The sequence below is a fragment of the Sphingomonas sp. GW821-FHT10F09 genome (genome assembly GCF_058809195.1).
The window spans coordinates 178573-196054 of record NZ_JBXASI010000003.1; the positions used below are offsets into that span (position 1 = coordinate 178573).

A 17482-nucleotide genomic window follows, 5' to 3' on the forward strand; every position below is an offset into this window, starting at 1 on the left:
CGGCAATGCGAGGAGAGCGACATGGACGCGATTACCCAAGGCAGCCCGATCAACGACCCCAGCAAGCAGCCCGCGGCAAAGCGCCGGCTGCTCGGTCGCACCGCCAAGGACTGGTGGCCCGAATCGCTGTCGATCGATATCCTTCACCAGAAGGGCGTCAGCGGCAATCCGATGGGCGACGACTTCGACTATCGTTCGGAGTTCCTCAGCCTCGACTATGACCAGCTGAAGGCCGACATCACCGCGCTGATGACCGACAGCCAGCCGTGGTGGCCCGCCGATTACGGGCATTACGGGCCCTTCTTCATCCGCATGGCGTGGCATAGCGCCGGCACCTATCGCACCGGCGACGGCCGCGGCGGTTCGTCCGCAGGCCAGCAGCGCTTCGCGCCGCTCAACAGCTGGCCCGACAACGGCAACCTCGACAAGGCGCGGCGCCTGCTGTGGCCGATCAAGCAGAAATACGGTCGCAAGCTGAGCTGGGCGGACCTGTTCATCCTCGCCGGCAATGTCGCGATCGAATCGATGGGCGGCCCGACCTTCGGTTTCTCCGGCGGACGCGAGGACGTGTTCGAGCCCGAGAAGGACGTCTATTGGGGCACCGAGGAGGAATGGCTCGGCCAGACCCGCATCGACGAGGAGGCCGGCCTCGCGCTCGAAAGCCCGCTCGCCGCGATCCAGCACGGCCTCATTTACGTGAACCCCGAGGGTCCGGGCGGCTGCCCGCATCCGCAGGGGTCGGCGCGCGACATGAAGGAAACCTTCGCGCGGATGGGCATGAACGACGAGGAAACCGTCGCGCTGACCGCCGGCGGCCACACCTTCGGCAAGGCGCATGGCGCGGGCGACGCGACGCTGGTCGGTATCGAGCCGGAGGGTGCGGACATCGCCAGCCAGGGCCTCGGCTGGACCTCCACGCATGAGAGCGGCATGGGCGATCACACGATCACCAGCGGCATCGAAGGCGCATGGACGCCGACGCCGACGACATGGGACATGAGCTATTTCGACATGCTCTTCGACCATGAATATGAGCTGGTGAAGAGCCCGGCGGGTGCGCACCAGTGGCAGCCGGTCGGCAGCCCGGACGATACGCTCGCACCGGCCGCGCATACCGCCGGCAAGCGCGTGCCGACGATGATGACGACCGCCGACATGGCGCTGAAGGTCGACCCGGCGTACAATGCGATCTGCCAGAAGTTCCGCGCCGATCCCGCCTGCTTCGCCGATGCCTGGGCGCGGGCGTGGTACAAGCTGACGCATCGCGACATGGGTCCGAAGATCCGCCTGATCGGCCCGGAAGTGCCGCAGGAGGAGCTGATCTGGCAGGATCCGATCCCGGTCGCGGACTATCCGCAGGTCGAGGCAGGCGACATCGCCGACCTGAAGACGGCGATCGCCGGCGCCGGCCTGTCGATCGAGGAACTGGTTACCACCGCCTGGGCCTCGGCCTCGACGTGGCGTGGGTCGGACCATCGCGGCGGTGCCAATGGCGCGCGCATCCGCTTCGCCCCGCAAAAGGACTGGGAGGTCAACCAGCCCGAACAGCTCGCCCGCGTGCTGGCGGTCTATGAGCGGATCAAGGCCGATTTCGACGGCAGGGGTGCACGGAAGGTGTCGATCGCCGACCTGATCGTGCTCGGCGGCTCGGTCGGCATCGAGGCGGCGGCGAAGGCGGCGGGGCATGCGGTGGAGGTGCCGTTCACCCCCGGCCGCACCGATGCCAGCGAGGCGCAGACCGAAACCGAAAGCTTCGACGTGCTCGAACCGCGCGCCGACGGCTTCCGCAACTACCTGCAGGTCAAGTTCAACGTGCCGACCGAGGAATTGCTGGTCGATCGCTCGCAGTTGCTCGGGCTTAGCGCACCGGACATGACCGTGCTGGTCGGCGGCCTGCGCGTCCTCGGAGTGAACCATGCCAAGGCGAAGCAGCATGGCGTGTTCACGACCCGTCCGGGCCAGCTGACCAACGACTTCTTCGTGAACCTGCTAGACATGGGCACCGCGTGGAAGCAGGTCAGCGACGAAAGCGACGAGGAGTTCGTCGGCACCGATCGTCACACGCACGAGCAGCGCTGGACCGCGTCGCGCACCGATCTGGTGTTCGGCTCCAACTCGCAGCTGCGCGCGATCGCCGAAGTCTACGCCTGCTCCGATGCGCAGGAGATGTTCGTCCGGCACTTCGTCAAGGCGTGGGTCAAGGTGATGAACGCCGACCGTTACGACCTGCTGGTCGGCAGCCCGGCGTAACGTGGGCGACTGGGGGGCGGGGTGGCGCGGAAAAGCCATCTCGCCTCCCCCTTCCGCTTCCCCCTCGCGCCTCCTATCGTAGGTCCATGCTGAAGCACGTCCTGCGCCTCGCCGCGCTCCTCGCCATCATCGCCGTGGCGGTCGTCGTCTATCTCGCCTGGCCGGACACGGCGCAGGTGCCGTTCGACAGGATCACCGGCAAGCGCCCGCAGATCGGCGAACCGCGCATCCAGACGCTGCCGACCGTCAAGGTCGCCGACGTCGTCGGCTGGCAGGGCGACCAGACCCCCGTCCCCGCCGCGGGTCTGACGGTGAAGGCCTTCGCCAAAAATCTCGATCACCCCCGCTGGCTGTATCGCCTGCCCAACGGCGACGTGCTGGTCGCCGAAACCAACTCGCCCCCGCGCGAAGGCGGCGGCATCCAGGGCTGGGTGATGGGCAAATTGATGGCGAAGGCCGGTGCGGGTGTTCCCTCCGCCAACCGCATCACCCTGCTGCGCGATACGGACGGCGACGGCGTGGCGGACCAGCGCCACGTCTTCATGACCGGGCTCAACTCGCCGACCGGCATGGCGCTGCTCGATGGCCAGCTCTACGTCGCCAACACCGATTCGCTCGTCCGCGTACCCTATGCAGAGGGCGCTACGTCAATCGCCGCCAAGCCCGAACTGGTCGTCAAGCTCAACGGCGGCGGCAACCATTGGGCGCGCACGCTGATCGCCGCCCCGGATGGCCGCACCCTGTTCGTCGGTGTCGGATCGGCATCGAACATCGCCGAAAACGGGCTGGAGGCGGAGAAATTCCGCGCCAACATCCTGCAGGTCTATCCGAACGAGAAGACGTTCCGCATCTACGCCTCCGGCCTGCGCAATCCGCAGGGCATGGCGATCAGCCCGTTCAACCAGCAATTGTGGACCGTGGTCAACGAACGCGACATGCTCGGATCGGACCTCGCGCCCGATTATCTGACGCAGGTCGAACTCGGCGACCAGTTCGGCTGGCCGTGGTTCTATTGGGGCGGCTACCCCGATACCCGCGTGGAACCCGCGCGTCCCGAATTGCAGCAATATTCGAAGCGTCCCGATTATGCGCTTGGGCCGCATGTCGCCGCACTCGGCCTGACCTTCGCCGGCGACGTCAAGCTCGGCGACCGGTTCGCACAAGGTGCGTTCATCGGCGAACACGGCTCGTGGAACCGCAAGCCGGTGTCGGGCTACAAGGTGGTATTCGTGCCGTTCGCCGCGCGCGGCTTCCCCGCTGACGGTGCCAGGCCCGTCGACGTACTGTCTGGTTTCCTCGACAAGGACGGCAAGGCGCATGGCCGTCCGGTCGGCGTCACCGCGGACCGCACCGGCGCGCTGCTGGTCGCCGACGATGTCGGCAACACGATCTGGCGCGTCGCGGCAAAATAAAACCCCCCCCTTTTCAAGGGAGGGGTTGGAGCGGACGCCATCGTCTCGCGGCTGGTGCGTCCCTTACGCCTTAGACCGTCCGCAGCCGCAGCGGTGTCCGCTCGACCGTGCCCGACAGCACCTTGCGCCCGAACACGCGGTTCATCGCCGCGGCGGCGTCGCCGTTCATGAACACGACGCGCGTGCCACCCGATGCCAGCGTCTCGATCGCGCTGATCGGCGCCTTGTGCTTGAGGCACAAAGCCTCGACATCGGTCTTGCTGGCGTTGACGTTGATCGCGCGCGACATGCGGGTCTCCCTTTCGAAGCGGGAGCGCATATCATCTCTCAGTCGGGACCATGCTCGAATAGGGCGGCCCGATGGTCCCCAAATGGCCCCTTACGCGGCGCTCCGCAACCCTTGCCGGTCATGGCGCGGACCGAAACCCTTGCCGAACCCGGCCCGATGCCCCATATAGCCCCTGCTAGAGTCGCACATCGACGGTCTACGGTGCTTTGCGGCTCCCTCTTCCTTCCTTCCCTGCTTCGAGCGCAATTTCGCGCATCGGTAATCGTACCGCCGCGCGGCAGAGTAGAAAGGATACTGCCATGAGCAGCATCACCGGCACCGTAAAGTTCTTCAACGCCGACAAGGGCTATGGCTTCGTCGCACCCGACACGGGCGGCGCCGATGCGTTCGTCCACATCACGGCGGTGGAACGCGCCGGCATGGCGACGCTGAACCAGAACCAGCGCATCAGCTATGACCTGGAGCAGGACCGTCGCGGCAAGACCTCGGCCGTCAACCTTCAGCCGGTCGACTGATCGAACGGGCGGGTCGCAGGACCCGCCCGCTTCGCGGTCACCGCGTCCTCACCGGACACGAAAAAGCCCGCGGGACACCGCGGGCTTTTTTGTGTCCGACGAAGATCGGCACAGGTTTGCGCGGGGATGCGACACTATTGCGTCCCTTGCCTTGCACATGGTGAGGTTTCGGCAGGCCGAACTTCGGGAGACGCAACGTCTCCGCGTCCTCCGCGCCTCCGCGCGAACCAATGTCGCCTTCGTCCTGCGCGCAGGAAGCGCCAGATCGTTCACGCATAAAGGGTAGCATTCGCTGACCGGCGACCAACATCGCACACGGCTTTGCACGTCTGCTACATCCGTAACAGCCGTCATAGCGGACAAGTGATTGTCTTGGAATTCCCTGCCAGATCGGCAGGTTCGGAACCGAATGGTGGAGCCGAGGGGGATCGAACCCCTGACCTCTGCAATGCCATTGCAGCGCTCTCCCAGCTGAGCTACGGCCCCATTCGTTCCGGGAGGCGACCCACTAGCGGGGGCGCCCGGGCATGGCAAGCGGGGAAATCCGCCTGCCATGCCTTTTTTCACATCATCGTCCGATCAATGGTCGTCGTCTTCGGTCGGCGCTTCCACGCCGAGATCGTCGTCGCCGCCGAGATCAACCTCGTCGTCAGCCGAGGGCTCTTCCTCTTCGCCCAGCGCTTCCAGATCCTCGTCCTCACCCTCGAGGTCGCGGTCGGCTTCCTTGGTGTCCGGCTTGGCCTGCTCGAACGGGAGCGGCTGCTTGGACTTCAGGATGGGTTCGGGATTCCATGTCGATCCGCAGTTGATGCAGGTGACGGGATCGTCCTTTTCGAGGTCGTAAAAGCGCGTGGCGCATTTCGGGCACGTACGCTTCGTGCCCCATTCCGGCTTAATCATGCCGTGTCGTGCCTTTCGGAATTGGGTTTCGCAGGCAAAGGTTGCCCCCAGCCCGTGAATTGGGGCGCGCCTTGCCATAGCGCAAGGTGGCTGTCAAAGCCCCCGACCCATGGCGCACCCCCTTCCCCAAGACCTCGCCGTCGGTCCGCGCGGACCGCTGACCGGCCCCATCACCGTCCCCGGCGACAAATCGATCAGCCATCGGTCGCTGATGTTCGCCGCGCTTGCGGTCGGCACCAGCCACATCACCGGGCTGCTCGAAGGTGAGGACGTGCTCGCCACCGCCGCCGCGTTGCGGGCGATGGGCGCGCAGATCGAACGGACCGGTGAGGGCACGTGGCGGGTCGACGGCGTCGGCGTCGGCGGGCTGCTGCAACCCGCGACCGCATTGGAGATGGGCAACAGCGGCACCTCGACCCGGCTGCTGATGGGCCTCGTTGCCAGCCACCCGATCACCGCCACCTTCACCGGCGACGCCTCGCTGTCGGCGCGACCGATGGGCCGGGTCATCGATCCGCTCACGCAGATGGGCGCGGACATCACTGCCAGCCCCGGCGGCAAGCTTCCCCTGATGGTGCGCGGCCTGTGCCCCGCGGTACCGATCAGCTACACGCTGCCGGTCGCCTCGGCGCAGGTGAAGTCGGCGGTGCTGCTCGCCGGTCTGAACACGCCCGGCATCACCCGCGTGATCGAACCGGTCGCGACGCGCGATCATAGCGAGCGCATGCTGCGCGGCTTCGGTGCGGAGATCGGCATCGAGGAAACCAACCATGGCCGCATCATATCGATCACCGGCGAGGCGGAACTGACGCCGCAGACGATCACCGTCCCCGGCGACCCCTCGTCCGCCGCCTTCTGGCTGGTCGCCGCATCGATCGTGCCGGGTTCCGACATCGTCGTGCGCAACGTCGGCCTCAACGTCACGCGCACCGGCCTGATCGCGGCGCTGCGCCTGATGGGCGCCGACATCACCGAGCTCGACGCGCGCGAAGTGGGCGGCGAGCCCGTCGCCGACCTGCGCGTCCGCCACGCTGCCCTGACGGCGATCGACGTGCCGCCAGACCTCGCGCCGAGCATGATCGACGAATATCCGGTGCTGTTCGTCGCCGCCGCCTTTGCGGCAGGACGCACCGTCGCCCGCGGCGCACACGAACTCCGCGTCAAGGAATCGGACCGGATCGCAGCGATGAAGGACGCGCTCGAAGCCTGCGGCGTGCCGTGCGAGGAATATGAGGATGGGCTCGCGATCACCGGCACCGGCGGCGATGCGATCCCGGGCGGCGCGCGCATCGCCTCGAAACTCGACCATCGCATCGCCATGAGCCTGACCGTCGCCGGACTGCACGCCGCAAAGCCGGTCACGATCGACGACATCGGCCCGGTGGCGACCAGCTATCCCGTGTTCTATCAGTCGCTCGACGCATTGACGCAGGGAACGGCCGCATGATCATCGCCGTCGACGGCCCCGCCGCATCGGGCAAGGGCACGATCGCCCGGGCGCTGGCGCGCCACTATGGCCTGCCCCATCTCGACACCGGCCTGCTGTACCGCGCAGTCGCGCTGACGGTCCGCCGGCTCGACCTCGACCCGGCGAAGGAAGCCGATGCGGTCGCGGCCTGCGGCTTCGACGACGCGCTGCTCGCCGATCCGGAGCTGCGGAGCGACGAGATCGGCCAGCTCGCCTCGATCGTCTCCGCCCATCCGCTCGTCCGCGCGGCGCTGCTCCAGCGCCAGAAGCGCTTCGCCCGCCAGCCGGGCGGTGCGGTGCTCGACGGCCGCGACATCGGCACGGTCATTGCGCCGGACGCCGACGCCAAACTGTTCGTCAAGGCCACCCCCCAGATCCGCGCGCAACGCCGCCACAAGGAATTGCAGGGCCACGGCTCGCAGGTCAGCTTCGACAAGGTCCTCGCCGACATCCGCGCCCGCGACGCCCGCGACAGCGGTCGTTCCACCGCGCCGCTGGTGATGGCGGACGATGCCGCGCTGCTCGACACGAGCTTCCTGTCGATCGAGGCGAGCGTGCAGAAGGCGGTGGCTCTCGTCGAGGCGCGGCGGGTGAACGTCGCGGATGGTGCCGACGACGGATGATGGGTGGTTAGCTGCCCGTCCGCTTTAGGCGGCGAAAGAGTGAGCGCAGGCCGCCACCAACCGCGTAGCCCACGCTTGCACCAAGGCTGGGCCACAGAGGTCCAAAAAGAAAATCCAAGGCGCTGGTCGAAGGCAGGTTCTCAGGATGCTGCCATTGCCAGAAGGCGATGTAGGCGATCATGGCGACAGGTACGATCCATAAGACGGTGCACCCCACACGGCCACTTGGCGAGAACAGCCCGATCAGCAACCCGACAACGGCACCAAAAATGAGCATGGCTTCGATGGTCATGGATGCAGCGTAGCACGCTCGTCGTCGTCAGCCATTGGGCGATAGCGCCCTCACCCACTCCTCCACGCCGCGCCACCCCGCCCACCTTGCCAAAACACCCGTTTTCCCCTAAGCGGCCACCGTCCGGCGAGCAGGTGCTCGCGGAGGTAGGCGCGATCGGTTCGACCGTTCGCGCCCTTTTCGCATGATGCGCATCGCTTTTCCTCCGCCTGTCCCAGCCCAATGGATGCCGCGATCGGCATGGGGTCGCCGCGGCGTTTTCAGCCAAGACCAGCGGAACCAACCGCTTGGCCGGAAACAGTAAACCTGAGGACACTCTAACCCTATGGCTACCCAGCCCACTCCTACGCGCGACGATTTCGCCGCGATGCTCGATGACATGTTCGGCGGCGCCGACAGCTTCGAGGGCCGTGTCGTCCACGGCACCGTTACCGCGATCGAGAACGACATGGCCGTCATCGACGTCGGCCTGAAGTCCGAAGGCCGCGTGCCGCTGCGCGAATTCGCCGCACCGGGCCAGAAGGCCGAGCTGAACGTCGGCGACGAAGTCGAGGTTTATGTCGACCGCGTCGAGAACATGCATGGCGAAGCGATGCTCAGCCGCGATCGCGCCCGTCGCGAAGCCGCCTGGGACAAGCTGGAACTCGAATTCAGCAAGACCGCACGCGTCGAGGGCGTCATCTTCGGCCGCGTCAAGGGCGGCTTCACCGTCGACCTGTCGGGCGCCGTCGCGTTCCTGCCGGGTTCGCAGGTCGATATCCGCCCCGTCCGCGACGTCACGCCGCTGATGGACATCCCGCAGCCGTTCCAGATCCTGAAGATGGACCGCAAGCGCGGCAACATCGTCGTGTCGCGTCGCGCAGTGCTGGAAGAAACCCGCGCCGAGCAGCGTTCGGGCCTGATCCAGAGCCTCGCCGAGGGTCAGATCATCGACGGCGTCGTCAAGAACATCACCGATTATGGTGCGTTCGTCGACCTCGGCGGCATCGACGGCCTGCTCCACGTCACCGATCTGTCGTACAAGCGCGTCAATCATCCGTCGGAGATGATCGCGATCGGCGACACCGTGAAGGTGCAGATCATCCGCATCAACAAGGACACGCAGCGCATCAGCCTCGGCATGAAGCAGCTCGAGTCCGATCCGTGGGATGGCGCATCGGCCAAGTATCCGGTCGGCGCGAAGCTGTCGGGCCGCGTCACGAACATCACCGAATATGGTGCGTTCGTCGAACTGGAAGCGGGCATCGAGGGCCTCGTCCACGTCAGCGAAATGTCCTGGACCAAGAAGAACGTCCATCCGGGCAAGATCGTCAGCACGTCGCAGGAAGTCGATGTGGTGGTGCTCGAGGTCGACGAGGACAAGCGTCGCATCAGCCTCGGCCTCAAGCAGGCGCAGAACAATCCGTGGGAAGCGTTCGCCGCCGCCCATCCGATCGGTTCGACCGTCGAGGGCGAAGTCAAGAACGCGACCGAGTTCGGCCTGTTCATCGGCCTGGACAACGACGTCGACGGCATGGTCCACATGTCGGACATCGCCTGGGGCGTGTCGGGTGAGGATGCCCTCAACCTGCATCGCAAGGGCGAGACGGTTCAGGCCGTGGTGCTCGACATCGACGCCGAGAAGGAGCGCATCAGCCTCGGCATGAAGCAGCTCGAGCGCGGCGGCCCGTCGGCCGGCGGCATCGCGGCATCGGGCGACCGCCTGAACAAGAACGCGATCGTCACCGTCACGGTCCTCGAAGTTCGCGATGCGGGCCTCGAAGTCCAGCAGGGCGACGACGGCGCGACCGGCTTCATCAAGCGCACGGATCTGGGTCGCGACCGCGACGAGCAGCGTCCGGAGCGTTTCCAGGTCGGCCAGAAGTTCGACGCGATGGTGACCGGCTTCGACCGTTCGAAGAAGCCGACCTTCTCGATCAAGGCGATGCAGATCTCTGAAGAGAAGCAGGCCGTGGCCCAGTACGGTTCGTCCGACTCGGGTGCGACCCTCGGCAACATCCTGGGCGAGGCTCTCAAGGCCCGTTCGGACGCTGAGAAGAAGTAAAAGACTGCGGGGCCGGGACAAAACGTTCCGGCCCCGTTTCTTTTTTTGGACCGGTTACGGATCGGCCCTGTACGTGAGGCCGATTGATCTCTATCAAGCCCTGGTTGCATAGAGCCGGGGGGAGCTTGTGATGATCCGTTCTGAACTAGTCCAAAAATTGTGCGATCTGAATCCGGGCCTTGCCGCCCATGACGTCGAGGCGATCGTCGCGACCTTCTTCGACGAGATTTCGCGCCGGCTCGCCGCCAATGGCCGGGTCGAACTGCGCGGCTTCGGTGCCTTCTCGACCCGCTCGCGCGATGCGCGTGTCGGGCGCAATCCTCGAACTGGTGAGACCGTCGAGGTTGACGCCAAGCGGGTTCCGTATTTCAAGCCGGGCAAGGAAATGCGCGCGCGCCTGAACGTCTGAGGCGGATATCGGCCATAGCGGCTTGACGCCCCGGCCCCGCTGGGCTTGTCGTGCGCAGGTGCGCGGACGTGGCGAAATCGGTAGACGCTGCCGACTTAAAATCGGCTTCCATCGGAGTGCGGGTTCGAGTCCCGCCGTCCGCACCATCATCCTGCCGGCCGAACCGGTCCGAAATCAGCGCGCTGTCGAAGCCGCGGGGACCGGCCGCGCCCTCCTTTTGCTCGGCGGGCCGGGCGAAGAGCAGCGTGCTGTCGAAGCCGGAAGGACCATCCGCAACCCCTTTCCGCCCGCGGGGTTGGGCGGAAAGCAGTGTCCTGCCGATGCCGGAAGGACCGGCCGCGCGCTTCTTCCGTCCGCGAACCCAGTCGGAAACCGGCATCTGGCCGATGTCTTAAAAGGCGTCCGCTCCACGCTTTTGCTCGCGGGGCTGGTCCCGGCGCTGCTTGCCGGGTGCGACCGGCGGCCCGATTCGGGGCCGGTGATCGTCAGCGCGATCGGTGGCGCCCCGCGGCTCTCCGACCCGGTGCGCGGCCGGCCGGATACGGCGGGACGGCTGTTGCTCGACGCCGCCGCCGAGGGGCTGGTCCGCTTCGATGCCAACGGGCAGATCGAACCCGGCCTCGCCGAGCGCTGGATCGTGATCGATCAGGGCATGAGCTACATCTTCCGCCTGCGCGATGCGCGGTGGAGCGATGGCAGCCGGGTCGAGGCCGAACAGGTGGTCGCGCAATTGCGCCGCCAGCTGGCCGACGGATCGCGCAACCCGCTCGCCCCTTTCCTCACTGCGGTCGACGAAATCGTGACGATGACCCCGCAGGTCATCGAGGTGCGGTTGCATCGGCCGCGGCCGGATTTGTTGAAGTTGTTCGCGCAGCCCGAACTGGCGCTGTGGCGTGACGGGACCTCCGGCGGCGCCGGGCCGATGCGGGTGGTGCAGGAGGGCAAGCGCAGCCTGCTGCTGCGCCCCGCCTTCGATCCCGGCCGCGCCGATCCGGAGGACCAGCGCCAGACGCGGCCCGAACAGGACGTCCGGCTGATCGGCGAGCGCGCCGCCCGCGCCATCGTCCGCTTCGCCGCACGCGATTCGGATTACGTCGCGGGCGGCAGCTTCGCCGACTGGCCGCTGGTCACCTTCGCCGCCATCGCCCCGGCGAACGTGCGCACCGACCCGGCGGCGGGCCTGTTCGGCTTCGCCATCGTCCATCGCGACGGCTTCCTCGCCGATGCGCAGAACCGCGCCGCGATCAGCGGAGCGATCGATCGCGTCGCGGTGACCGGCGCGGTGATGCAGGGCTGGGAACCGGCCGAGCGCATCCTGCCCGACACGCTCGATTCGACCGTGCCGCCGGCGCTGCCCGGCTGGTCGCTGCTCACCCCCGACCAGCGCCGCGAACAGGCGCGCGCGCGCGTCGCCGCCTATGGCATGCCGGTGACGCTGCGGATCGCGCTGCCCGCCGGACCGGGCGCAACGATCCTGTACGGGCAGGTCGCCGCCTCGCTGCTGGCCGCCGGGATCACGCCGCTGCGCGTCGGCATGGCCGAGGATGCCGACCTGCGCCTGATCGATCAGGTCGCGCCCTATGACAGCGCGCGCTGGTACCTCGCCAATGCCTGCGCGATGTGCGGCGACGAGGCGCGGACCGCGCTGATCGCCGCGCGCGATGCGCCGACGCTTGCCGAACGGTCGCGGCTGATCGCGGTGGCGGATGCGGCGCTGGCGATCGATACCGCCTTCATCCCGATCGCCCGCCCGCTGCGCTGGTCGCTGGTCGCGATGCGGCTGCGGCAGTGGCGGCCCAACACGCGGGCGTGGCACCCGTTGAACCGGTTGCGCGACGACACCAGATAGAGCGCATGACCACGCGCCCGCAACCGATCCACGCCCGCCCGCTGCTGGACAGCCTGCCGATCGGCCGCGACGCCGCCTCGACCCGCATCCGGCTGGAGGCGATGGAGCGGGTGATGGAGGGGCTGTTCGTCATCCCCGGCACCAACCGCAAGGTAGGCATGGACGTGCTGCTAGGCCTAGTGCCGTTCGTCGGCACCACGCTGGCGGCGCTGATCGGATCGTGGCTGGTGTGGGAGGCGCGCAACCTCGGCATGTCCCGGCTGCAGATGGCGCGGATGTTCGGCAACGTCGGGATCGACTGGGCGCTGGGCCTCGTGCCGTTCGTCGGCGCGGTGCCGGACTTCTTCTTCCGGTCGAACACCCGCAACCTGCGGATCATCCGCAAGCATCTCGACCGGCATCACCCGGCGACCGCGACGATCGTCGGTTGATACCGGCCGGCGCCGGCGCTATCGCGCGCCGCGCCAGATCTTGATCGCGGAGACGGGTCCCACGCCGCCCTGATGCGCCGGGCAGCGCCGATAGCGGAACGCGGTGTCGAGGCAGAGCCAGATCTCGTCCAGCCAGCCCTGCCGGTCGGCGGTGACGCGCATCATGTCCGCATCGAGCCCCGGATTGGCCTTCGCGACGGCCTGCGCCAGTCCGCCCGCGGTCAGCGGGGCGCGCGACAGGGCGTCCATGTCGGGATAGCGCAGCCTGGCGTACAGCCCGGTCGAGCGCGCGAAATAGCTGTCGGGCCGATAGCCGGCCATGCAGGTGCCATGCTTGGCCCATTCATGCTGCAACAGCTGCGCCGACGGCGTTGCGCAGATGTTGCGGCGGATGACGCTGCGCGACAGCAACGGCGTCGCCTTGCAATATTGCGGCCACTGTTTGCCGACGCCATCGGGCCACAGGCCGTGGAGCGTGAAGCCGAAGCGGTTGCCGCCGCCGCACTGGAACCGGGCCGCGGCGTCGCGGCCATGCTCGCGGCAATATTGCGGCGCCCAGCTGATCGCGAGCGTATAGCTGCCGATCGGCAATTGCCGTTGCGGCTGCCCCGCGCTCGGCAAATCCGGGCGCGGGCGATCGATGGTCGCCGGTGTCGCACAGCGATAGGCCTGCGCCTGCGCGACCGCCGGCACCGCAAGCGCGAGCGCCGCAGTTGCGAGCTGTGCGATCATGGCAGCGGCGTCTCGAGATCGTCCTCGTCCAGCCCCTCGCCGAACCAGATCTTGGCATCCAGCCGGAACAGCATCACCGCCGCGGCGATGTAGAGGATGTTCGCGATCAGCCCGACGACGACCTGCACGCCGATCGGCGCACGTCCGGACGCGACGAGGAACAGGGCGGACAGGACGCCGAATGCGCCGAAGGCGGCGAACACCACCTGCACCCATTTGGCGACGACGCTCGGGCGGCGCACGATGAAGAACCAGAGCAGCACTGAAATGGCGAGGCCGATCACCTGCATCGCCGGCAGGAACCAGGTCGCATTGGCGAGCATCGGGTTGGCGGCGAGCGCGGCCTGCGACGCCCCCCAGTTCAACGCGGTGTTGACGAGGCCGAGCAGGACCGAGGCCCAGTAGAATTGTTCGAAACGCGCGATCGATGGCGGCTTGGTCATGACGGTCCCCTCTGCACTGACCGCCAGACTAGCCGTCAGGCGATGGCGAAATCCAGTCCGATATCGGCGGCCGGCGCCGATTGGGTCAGTCGCCCGACCGAGACATAGGTGACGCCGCTGGCGGCGATGGCGCGGATCGTGTCGAGGCGGACGCCGCCGGACGCCTCGGTCGGCACGCGACCGCCGACCCGTGCCACCGCCTCGCGCAGCATCGCCGGCGCCATATTGTCGAGTAGCAGGTGCGTCGCGCCGGCGCCGAGCGCGGGTTCGATCTGGTCGAGCCGGTCGACCTCGACGATGATCCGGGCGATCCCCGCCGCGACCGCGCGCGATACCGCGGCGGCGACACCGCCCGCGACCGCGACGTGATTGTCCTTGATCATCGCCGCGTCCCACAGGCCCATACGGTGGTTCTGCGCGCCGCCGGTCGCGGTCGCATATTTCTCCAGCCGCCGCAGCCCGGGGATCGTCTTGCGCGTGTCGAGCAGGATCGCCCCGGTCCCCGCCATCGCATCGACATAGGTACGCGTCAGCGTCGCGATGCCAGACAGATGCTGGACGGTGTTGAGCGCGGACCGTTCCGCCGTCAGCATCGCGCGGGCGTTGCCGTGCAGGCGCAGCAGGGCCGTCCCCGCCGCGACGCGATCGCCGTCCTCGACCAGCCGCTCCAGCACGACGCCGGCATCAAGGCTGCGGAAGAACACCTCCGCCACGCCGATCCCGGCGACGACGATATCCTCCCGCGTGTCCATCAGGCCGGCGAAACGCGCATCGGCGGGGATCACCGCGGCCGAGGTGATGTCGCCGTGCTCGCCGAGGTCCTCCGCCAGCGTCGCCGCGACGAACGCATCCATATCGAAACCGGGTAGCGAAAAGACCATTATTCGTATACCAAAAGAGGGTTAGAGATGACGACGTGCAGGGTCATCGGTTCGGCATCCAGCCCGGTAGGATTGACGATGATGGATGAACAAGCGGCGACCGCCGAACTGCATCGCTTGTTGACCCTGGCGCTGGAAACGGCGGACCGGCTGGACCTGACGATGATCGCCATCCACATCGACGAGGCACGCAACCTGCTCGCCGGGAACGACGCGGCGGCAAACCACTGATCCGGCTCAGTCGCCGGTAACCGGCACGGCACGCACCGGCCCGAGATCGCCCTGCCCGACCGTCGCCGACGCCATCGTCAGCATCGCATCAAGGCTCTTCTTGGCCTTGAGCCGCAAGCCTTCCTCGATCTCGATCCGCGGCGTCAGGTCGCGCAGCGCGACATAGAGCTTTTCCATCGTGTTGAGCGCCATGTACGGGCAGATGTTGCAGTTGCAATTGCCGTCCGCACCGGGCGCACCGATGAAGCGCTTGGTCGGCATCGCCTTTTCCATCTGGTGGATGATGTGCGGCTCGGTCGCGACGATCAGCGTGTCGCCCGGCATCGCATTGGCGAATTCGAGGATGCCGCGCGTCGAGCCGACGTAATCGGCATGGTCGAGGATCACCGCCGGGCATTCGGGATGCGCGGCGACGGGCGCGCCGGGATGTTGCGCCTTGAGCTTGAGCAATTCGGTTTCGCTGAACGCCTCATGCACGATGCACACGCCCGGCCACAGCAGCAGCTCGCGCCCGGTCTTGCGCTGGAGATAGCCGCCGAGATTGCGGTCGGGGCCGAAGATGATCTTCTGGTCGCGCGGCAGCTGTGCGAGGATCGTCTCGGCGGAGGAGGAGGTGACGATGACGTCGGAGAGCGCTTTCACCTCGGTCGAGCAGTTGATGTAGGTGAGCGCGATGTGATCGGGATGCGCGGCGCGGAAGGCGGCGAACTGGTCGGGCGGGCAGCTGTCCTCGAGCGAACAGCCGGCGTCCATGTCGGGCAGCACGACGATCTTGTCCGGGCTGAGGATCTTGGCCGTCTCCGCCATGAAGCGCACGCCGCAGAAGGCGATGACGTCGGCGTCGGTCGCCTGCGCCTTGCGGCTGAGATCGAGGCTGTCGCCGACGAAATCGGCGAGATCCTGCAATTCCGGCTTCTGGTAATAATGGGCCAGGATCACCGCGTTGCGCTCCTTGCGGAGGCGCTCGATTTCGGCGCGCAGATCGAGTCCGGCGAAGCTCTGGGTCAGTTCCATACGCCCCCGTTAGGCGATTGTGGCGCGCCGCTCAACGCGCGTTGCCAAGCACCTCTTCGAGCGAGCGGCTGGCGTCCCAGCGTTCGGTCGATGCGACGGGATCGTCGGCGAAGCTGACCTTGACCGTGGCGTCGATCCCGGCGGCGCGCAGCGGCATGGCGAAGCTGCTCTCGACCGCGCGGCGGGTGGCGTCCTTGGCCAGTTTCATCGGGGCGCCGTCGCGCGCCTGCCGCACGAGTTCGGCCTGACCGGCGCGGCGATTGGCGGCGTCGAGCCGGGTGTCGGCGTCGGTGACGTGCGACAGGATGCCGCCCGTGCCATATTCGCGGATCGCGGTCAGATCGACCTGCGGGCCGTCGAGCTCGATCCCCGGCAGCCGCACCGACAATGTCCGCGTATCCGCGTCCCACGCGACGTCGCGTTGGGTCAGCTTGCCGAGATCGACCTCGTAGCGGACCAGCCCGGGCATGATGAGCGTCTTTTCCGTCGACAGGCCGAGCTGCGACTGGCGCGAGGTGCTGACCGCGACGAAGCGCGCGGCGAAGGCGGACAGGCGGTTTTGTTCGCGCAGCCCCTGAAGGCTGGCGCTGGCGACGGTGGTCGGATCGGGCGACAGCCGCCGCTCGACGTAGCGCTGCACGCCCCACAGGCCGATCATGACCGCCAGACCGAGCAGGATGATGACGCCCACCGCCTTGCCGAGGAACGATCCGGTCGAGGATCGCGCCACCGGGGCAGCGGGCGGGGCCGGCGCCGGCTCGTTCACGCCGCGATCCGCCATATCTCGTCCTCCCCGTTCACCAGTTCCCGCCCGCGCAGGTCGTAGAGATGCGCCAGCACCGATCGCTCCGCCGCCGGGATCAGCCGCGGGTCGAGCCCGACGTACATCCGCGCGGTGATCGCACCGAGCGCGAGCGGTGCCTCGCGCAGCAGGCGCAGGATCTGCCCCTCGCGCTGCTTGCGGTGGCCGAGCATGCCGCGCACCAGCCGCTGCGGATTCTCCACCGCCTCGCCATGGCCGGGATAATAGATGCGATCGTCGCGGCCGAGCAGCTTGTCGAGGCTCGCCATATACTGGCCCATGTCGCCGTCGGGCGGCGAGATGACGCTGGTCGCCCAGCCCATGACATGGTCGCCGGAGAACAATGCGCGCGTTTCGGGCAGGACGAAGGCGAGATGGTTCGAGGTGTGGCCCGGCGTCGCCAGCGCCGTCAGCGTCCAGCCGTCGCCGGCGACGGCCTCTCCCTCCGCGAGCACGCGGTCGGGCATGTAATTTAGGTCGAACGCCGCATCGAGCCGCGGGCTGTCGCTGGCGACGTGCACCGGCGCGGCACCGACGATCGGCGCACCGGTGGCGGCGGCGAGCGGCCGACTGCCCGGGCTGTGATCGCGGTGATGATGGGTGATGACGATCGCACGCACCGGCCGGCCGGCGATGACGCGGCGCAGCGCGTCGATATGCGCGGGGTCGTCCGGCCCCGGATCGATCACCGCCAGATCGCCTGTGCCGACGATATGCGTCTGCGTGCCGCCGTTGGTATAGGGCGAGGGATTGGTCGCGAGCACCCGCGTAACGAGCGGCTCGAGCTGGATCGGGATGCCGGTCGGGTGCTCAGCCATTGCGTCCGATGTGGCGCGATGTGCGCTGCAGCGCAAGAGGCGACCTCCCCCGCGGGTGGCGGGAGAGGTCGCGCGCATT

At 67.5% G+C, this 17482-nt stretch carries 19 protein-coding genes and 2 tRNA genes; 11 read left to right on the forward strand and 10 right to left on the reverse strand.

Translation table 11 applies throughout. The features are described 5' to 3' along the window. The first annotated feature begins 21 nt into the window (after positions 1-21). Both katG and AC1RTO_RS11420 read left to right on the forward strand, forming a co-directional pair. Positions 22-2250, forward strand: a complete 2229-nt coding sequence (gene katG, locus AC1RTO_RS11415) for a catalase/peroxidase HPI (protein WP_493160973.1) — start codon at positions 22-24, stop codon at positions 2248-2250. Between the two features lie 86 nt (positions 2251-2336). Further along, positions 2337-3662 (forward strand): PQQ-dependent sugar dehydrogenase, encoded by a 1326-nt coding sequence (locus AC1RTO_RS11420; protein ID WP_493160974.1) that lies wholly within the window; start codon positions 2337-2339, stop codon positions 3660-3662. A gap of 70 nt (positions 3663-3732) precedes the next feature. Here AC1RTO_RS11420 and AC1RTO_RS11425 read toward each other — a convergent pair whose 3' ends face one another. Then, positions 3733-3951: a hypothetical protein gene (locus AC1RTO_RS11425; protein ID WP_293872654.1), complete on the reverse strand. Its 219-nt coding sequence runs from the start codon at positions 3949-3951 to the stop codon at positions 3733-3735. 299 nt (positions 3952-4250) lie between these two features. On the opposite strand from AC1RTO_RS11425, the gene AC1RTO_RS11430 reads away from it, so the two are divergent. Next, positions 4251-4466, forward strand: coding sequence for a cold-shock protein (locus tag AC1RTO_RS11430; protein ID WP_037534615.1), 216 nt, complete (start codon positions 4251-4253; stop codon positions 4464-4466). A gap of 410 nt (positions 4467-4876) precedes the next feature. On the opposite strand, the gene AC1RTO_RS11435 is transcribed toward AC1RTO_RS11430, so the two are convergent. Both AC1RTO_RS11435 and AC1RTO_RS11440 read right to left on the reverse strand, forming a co-directional pair. After that, positions 4877-4952: transfer RNA gene (locus AC1RTO_RS11435), tRNA-Ala, on the reverse strand. A 93-nt stretch (positions 4953-5045) separates the two neighbouring features. Further along, complete coding sequence (locus AC1RTO_RS11440) at positions 5046-5366, reverse strand: TIGR02300 family protein (protein ID WP_262829412.1); 321 nt, start codon at positions 5364-5366, stop codon at positions 5046-5048. Between the two features lie 109 nt (positions 5367-5475). Here AC1RTO_RS11440 and aroA point away from each other — a divergent pair, with 109 nt between their 5' ends. Continuing rightward, a complete protein-coding gene (aroA, locus tag AC1RTO_RS11445) occupies positions 5476-6813 on the forward strand; it encodes a 3-phosphoshikimate 1-carboxyvinyltransferase (RefSeq protein ID WP_493160975.1) in 1338 nt (445 codons plus the stop codon). Next, positions 6810-7457, forward strand: a complete 648-nt coding sequence (gene cmk, locus AC1RTO_RS11450; RefSeq protein WP_493160976.1) for a (d)CMP kinase — start codon at positions 6810-6812, stop codon at positions 7455-7457. Before aroA ends, cmk begins: the two co-directional genes overlap by 4 nt. Positions 7458-7464: 7 nt before the next feature. On the opposite strand, the gene AC1RTO_RS11455 is transcribed toward cmk, so the two are convergent. Next, entirely contained in the window at positions 7465-7749 is a 285-nt protein-coding gene (locus AC1RTO_RS11455; protein ID WP_493160977.1) for a hypothetical protein, read from the reverse strand. Between the two features lie 325 nt (positions 7750-8074). On the opposite strand from AC1RTO_RS11455, the gene rpsA reads away from it, so the two are divergent. The 5 genes from rpsA to AC1RTO_RS11480 all read left to right on the forward strand — a co-directional run bounded on the left by rpsA (position 8075) and on the right by AC1RTO_RS11480 (position 12482). Next, positions 8075-9793: a 30S ribosomal protein S1 gene (gene rpsA / locus AC1RTO_RS11460; protein ID WP_293872841.1), complete on the forward strand. Its 1719-nt coding sequence runs from the start codon at positions 8075-8077 to the stop codon at positions 9791-9793. Between the two features lie 130 nt (positions 9794-9923). Then, positions 9924-10202, forward strand: coding sequence for an integration host factor subunit beta (locus AC1RTO_RS11465; RefSeq protein ID WP_493160978.1), 279 nt, complete (start codon positions 9924-9926; stop codon positions 10200-10202). Between the two features lie 62 nt (positions 10203-10264). After that, positions 10265-10348, forward strand: a tRNA-Leu gene (locus AC1RTO_RS11470). Between the two features lie 269 nt (positions 10349-10617). Beyond that, entirely contained in the window at positions 10618-12051 is a 1434-nt protein-coding gene (locus AC1RTO_RS11475) for an ABC transporter substrate-binding protein (protein WP_493160979.1), read from the forward strand. 5 nt (positions 12052-12056) lie between these two features. Further along, on the forward strand, positions 12057-12482 hold the full coding sequence (locus AC1RTO_RS11480) for a DUF4112 domain-containing protein (protein ID WP_493160980.1): 426 nt from the start codon (positions 12057-12059) through the stop codon (positions 12480-12482). 18 nt (positions 12483-12500) lie between these two features. On the opposite strand, the gene AC1RTO_RS11485 is transcribed toward AC1RTO_RS11480, so the two are convergent. From AC1RTO_RS11485 to nadC, 3 genes are read right to left on the reverse strand one after another with little or no spacing between them, the layout of a single operon-like run. Next, positions 12501-13214, reverse strand: a complete 714-nt coding sequence (locus tag AC1RTO_RS11485) for a ribonuclease T2 family protein (RefSeq protein WP_493160981.1) — start codon at positions 13212-13214, stop codon at positions 12501-12503. After that, complete coding sequence (locus AC1RTO_RS11490; RefSeq protein ID WP_493160982.1) at positions 13211-13657, reverse strand: hypothetical protein; 447 nt, start codon at positions 13655-13657, stop codon at positions 13211-13213. The genes AC1RTO_RS11485 and AC1RTO_RS11490 overlap by 4 nt, the downstream gene beginning before the upstream one ends. Before the next feature lie 35 nt (positions 13658-13692). Beyond that, positions 13693-14538 (reverse strand): carboxylating nicotinate-nucleotide diphosphorylase, encoded by an 846-nt coding sequence (nadC, locus tag AC1RTO_RS11495; protein ID WP_493160983.1) that lies wholly within the window; start codon positions 14536-14538, stop codon positions 13693-13695. 27 nt (positions 14539-14565) lie between these two features. Between nadC and AC1RTO_RS11500 the strand changes: the two genes are divergently transcribed. Then, positions 14566-14769, forward strand: coding sequence for a hypothetical protein (locus tag AC1RTO_RS11500; protein ID WP_493160984.1), 204 nt, complete (start codon positions 14566-14568; stop codon positions 14767-14769). Between the two features lie 6 nt (positions 14770-14775). On the opposite strand, the gene nadA is transcribed toward AC1RTO_RS11500, so the two are convergent. From nadA to AC1RTO_RS11515, 3 genes are read right to left on the reverse strand one after another with little or no spacing between them, the layout of a single operon-like run. After that, entirely contained in the window at positions 14776-15783 is a 1008-nt protein-coding gene (nadA, locus tag AC1RTO_RS11505) for a quinolinate synthase NadA (protein ID WP_493160985.1), read from the reverse strand. Positions 15784-15814: 31 nt separating this feature from the next. Next, a complete protein-coding gene (locus tag AC1RTO_RS11510; protein WP_493160986.1) occupies positions 15815-16564 on the reverse strand; it encodes a DUF4230 domain-containing protein in 750 nt (249 codons plus the stop codon). Beyond that, positions 16546-17403 carry an MBL fold metallo-hydrolase gene (locus AC1RTO_RS11515; protein ID WP_493160987.1) on the reverse strand — a complete coding sequence of 286 codons (858 nt, stop codon included), beginning with the start codon at positions 17401-17403 and terminating at the stop codon, positions 16546-16548. Before AC1RTO_RS11515 ends, AC1RTO_RS11510 begins: the two co-directional genes overlap by 19 nt. Positions 17404-17482: the final 79 nt, after the last annotated feature.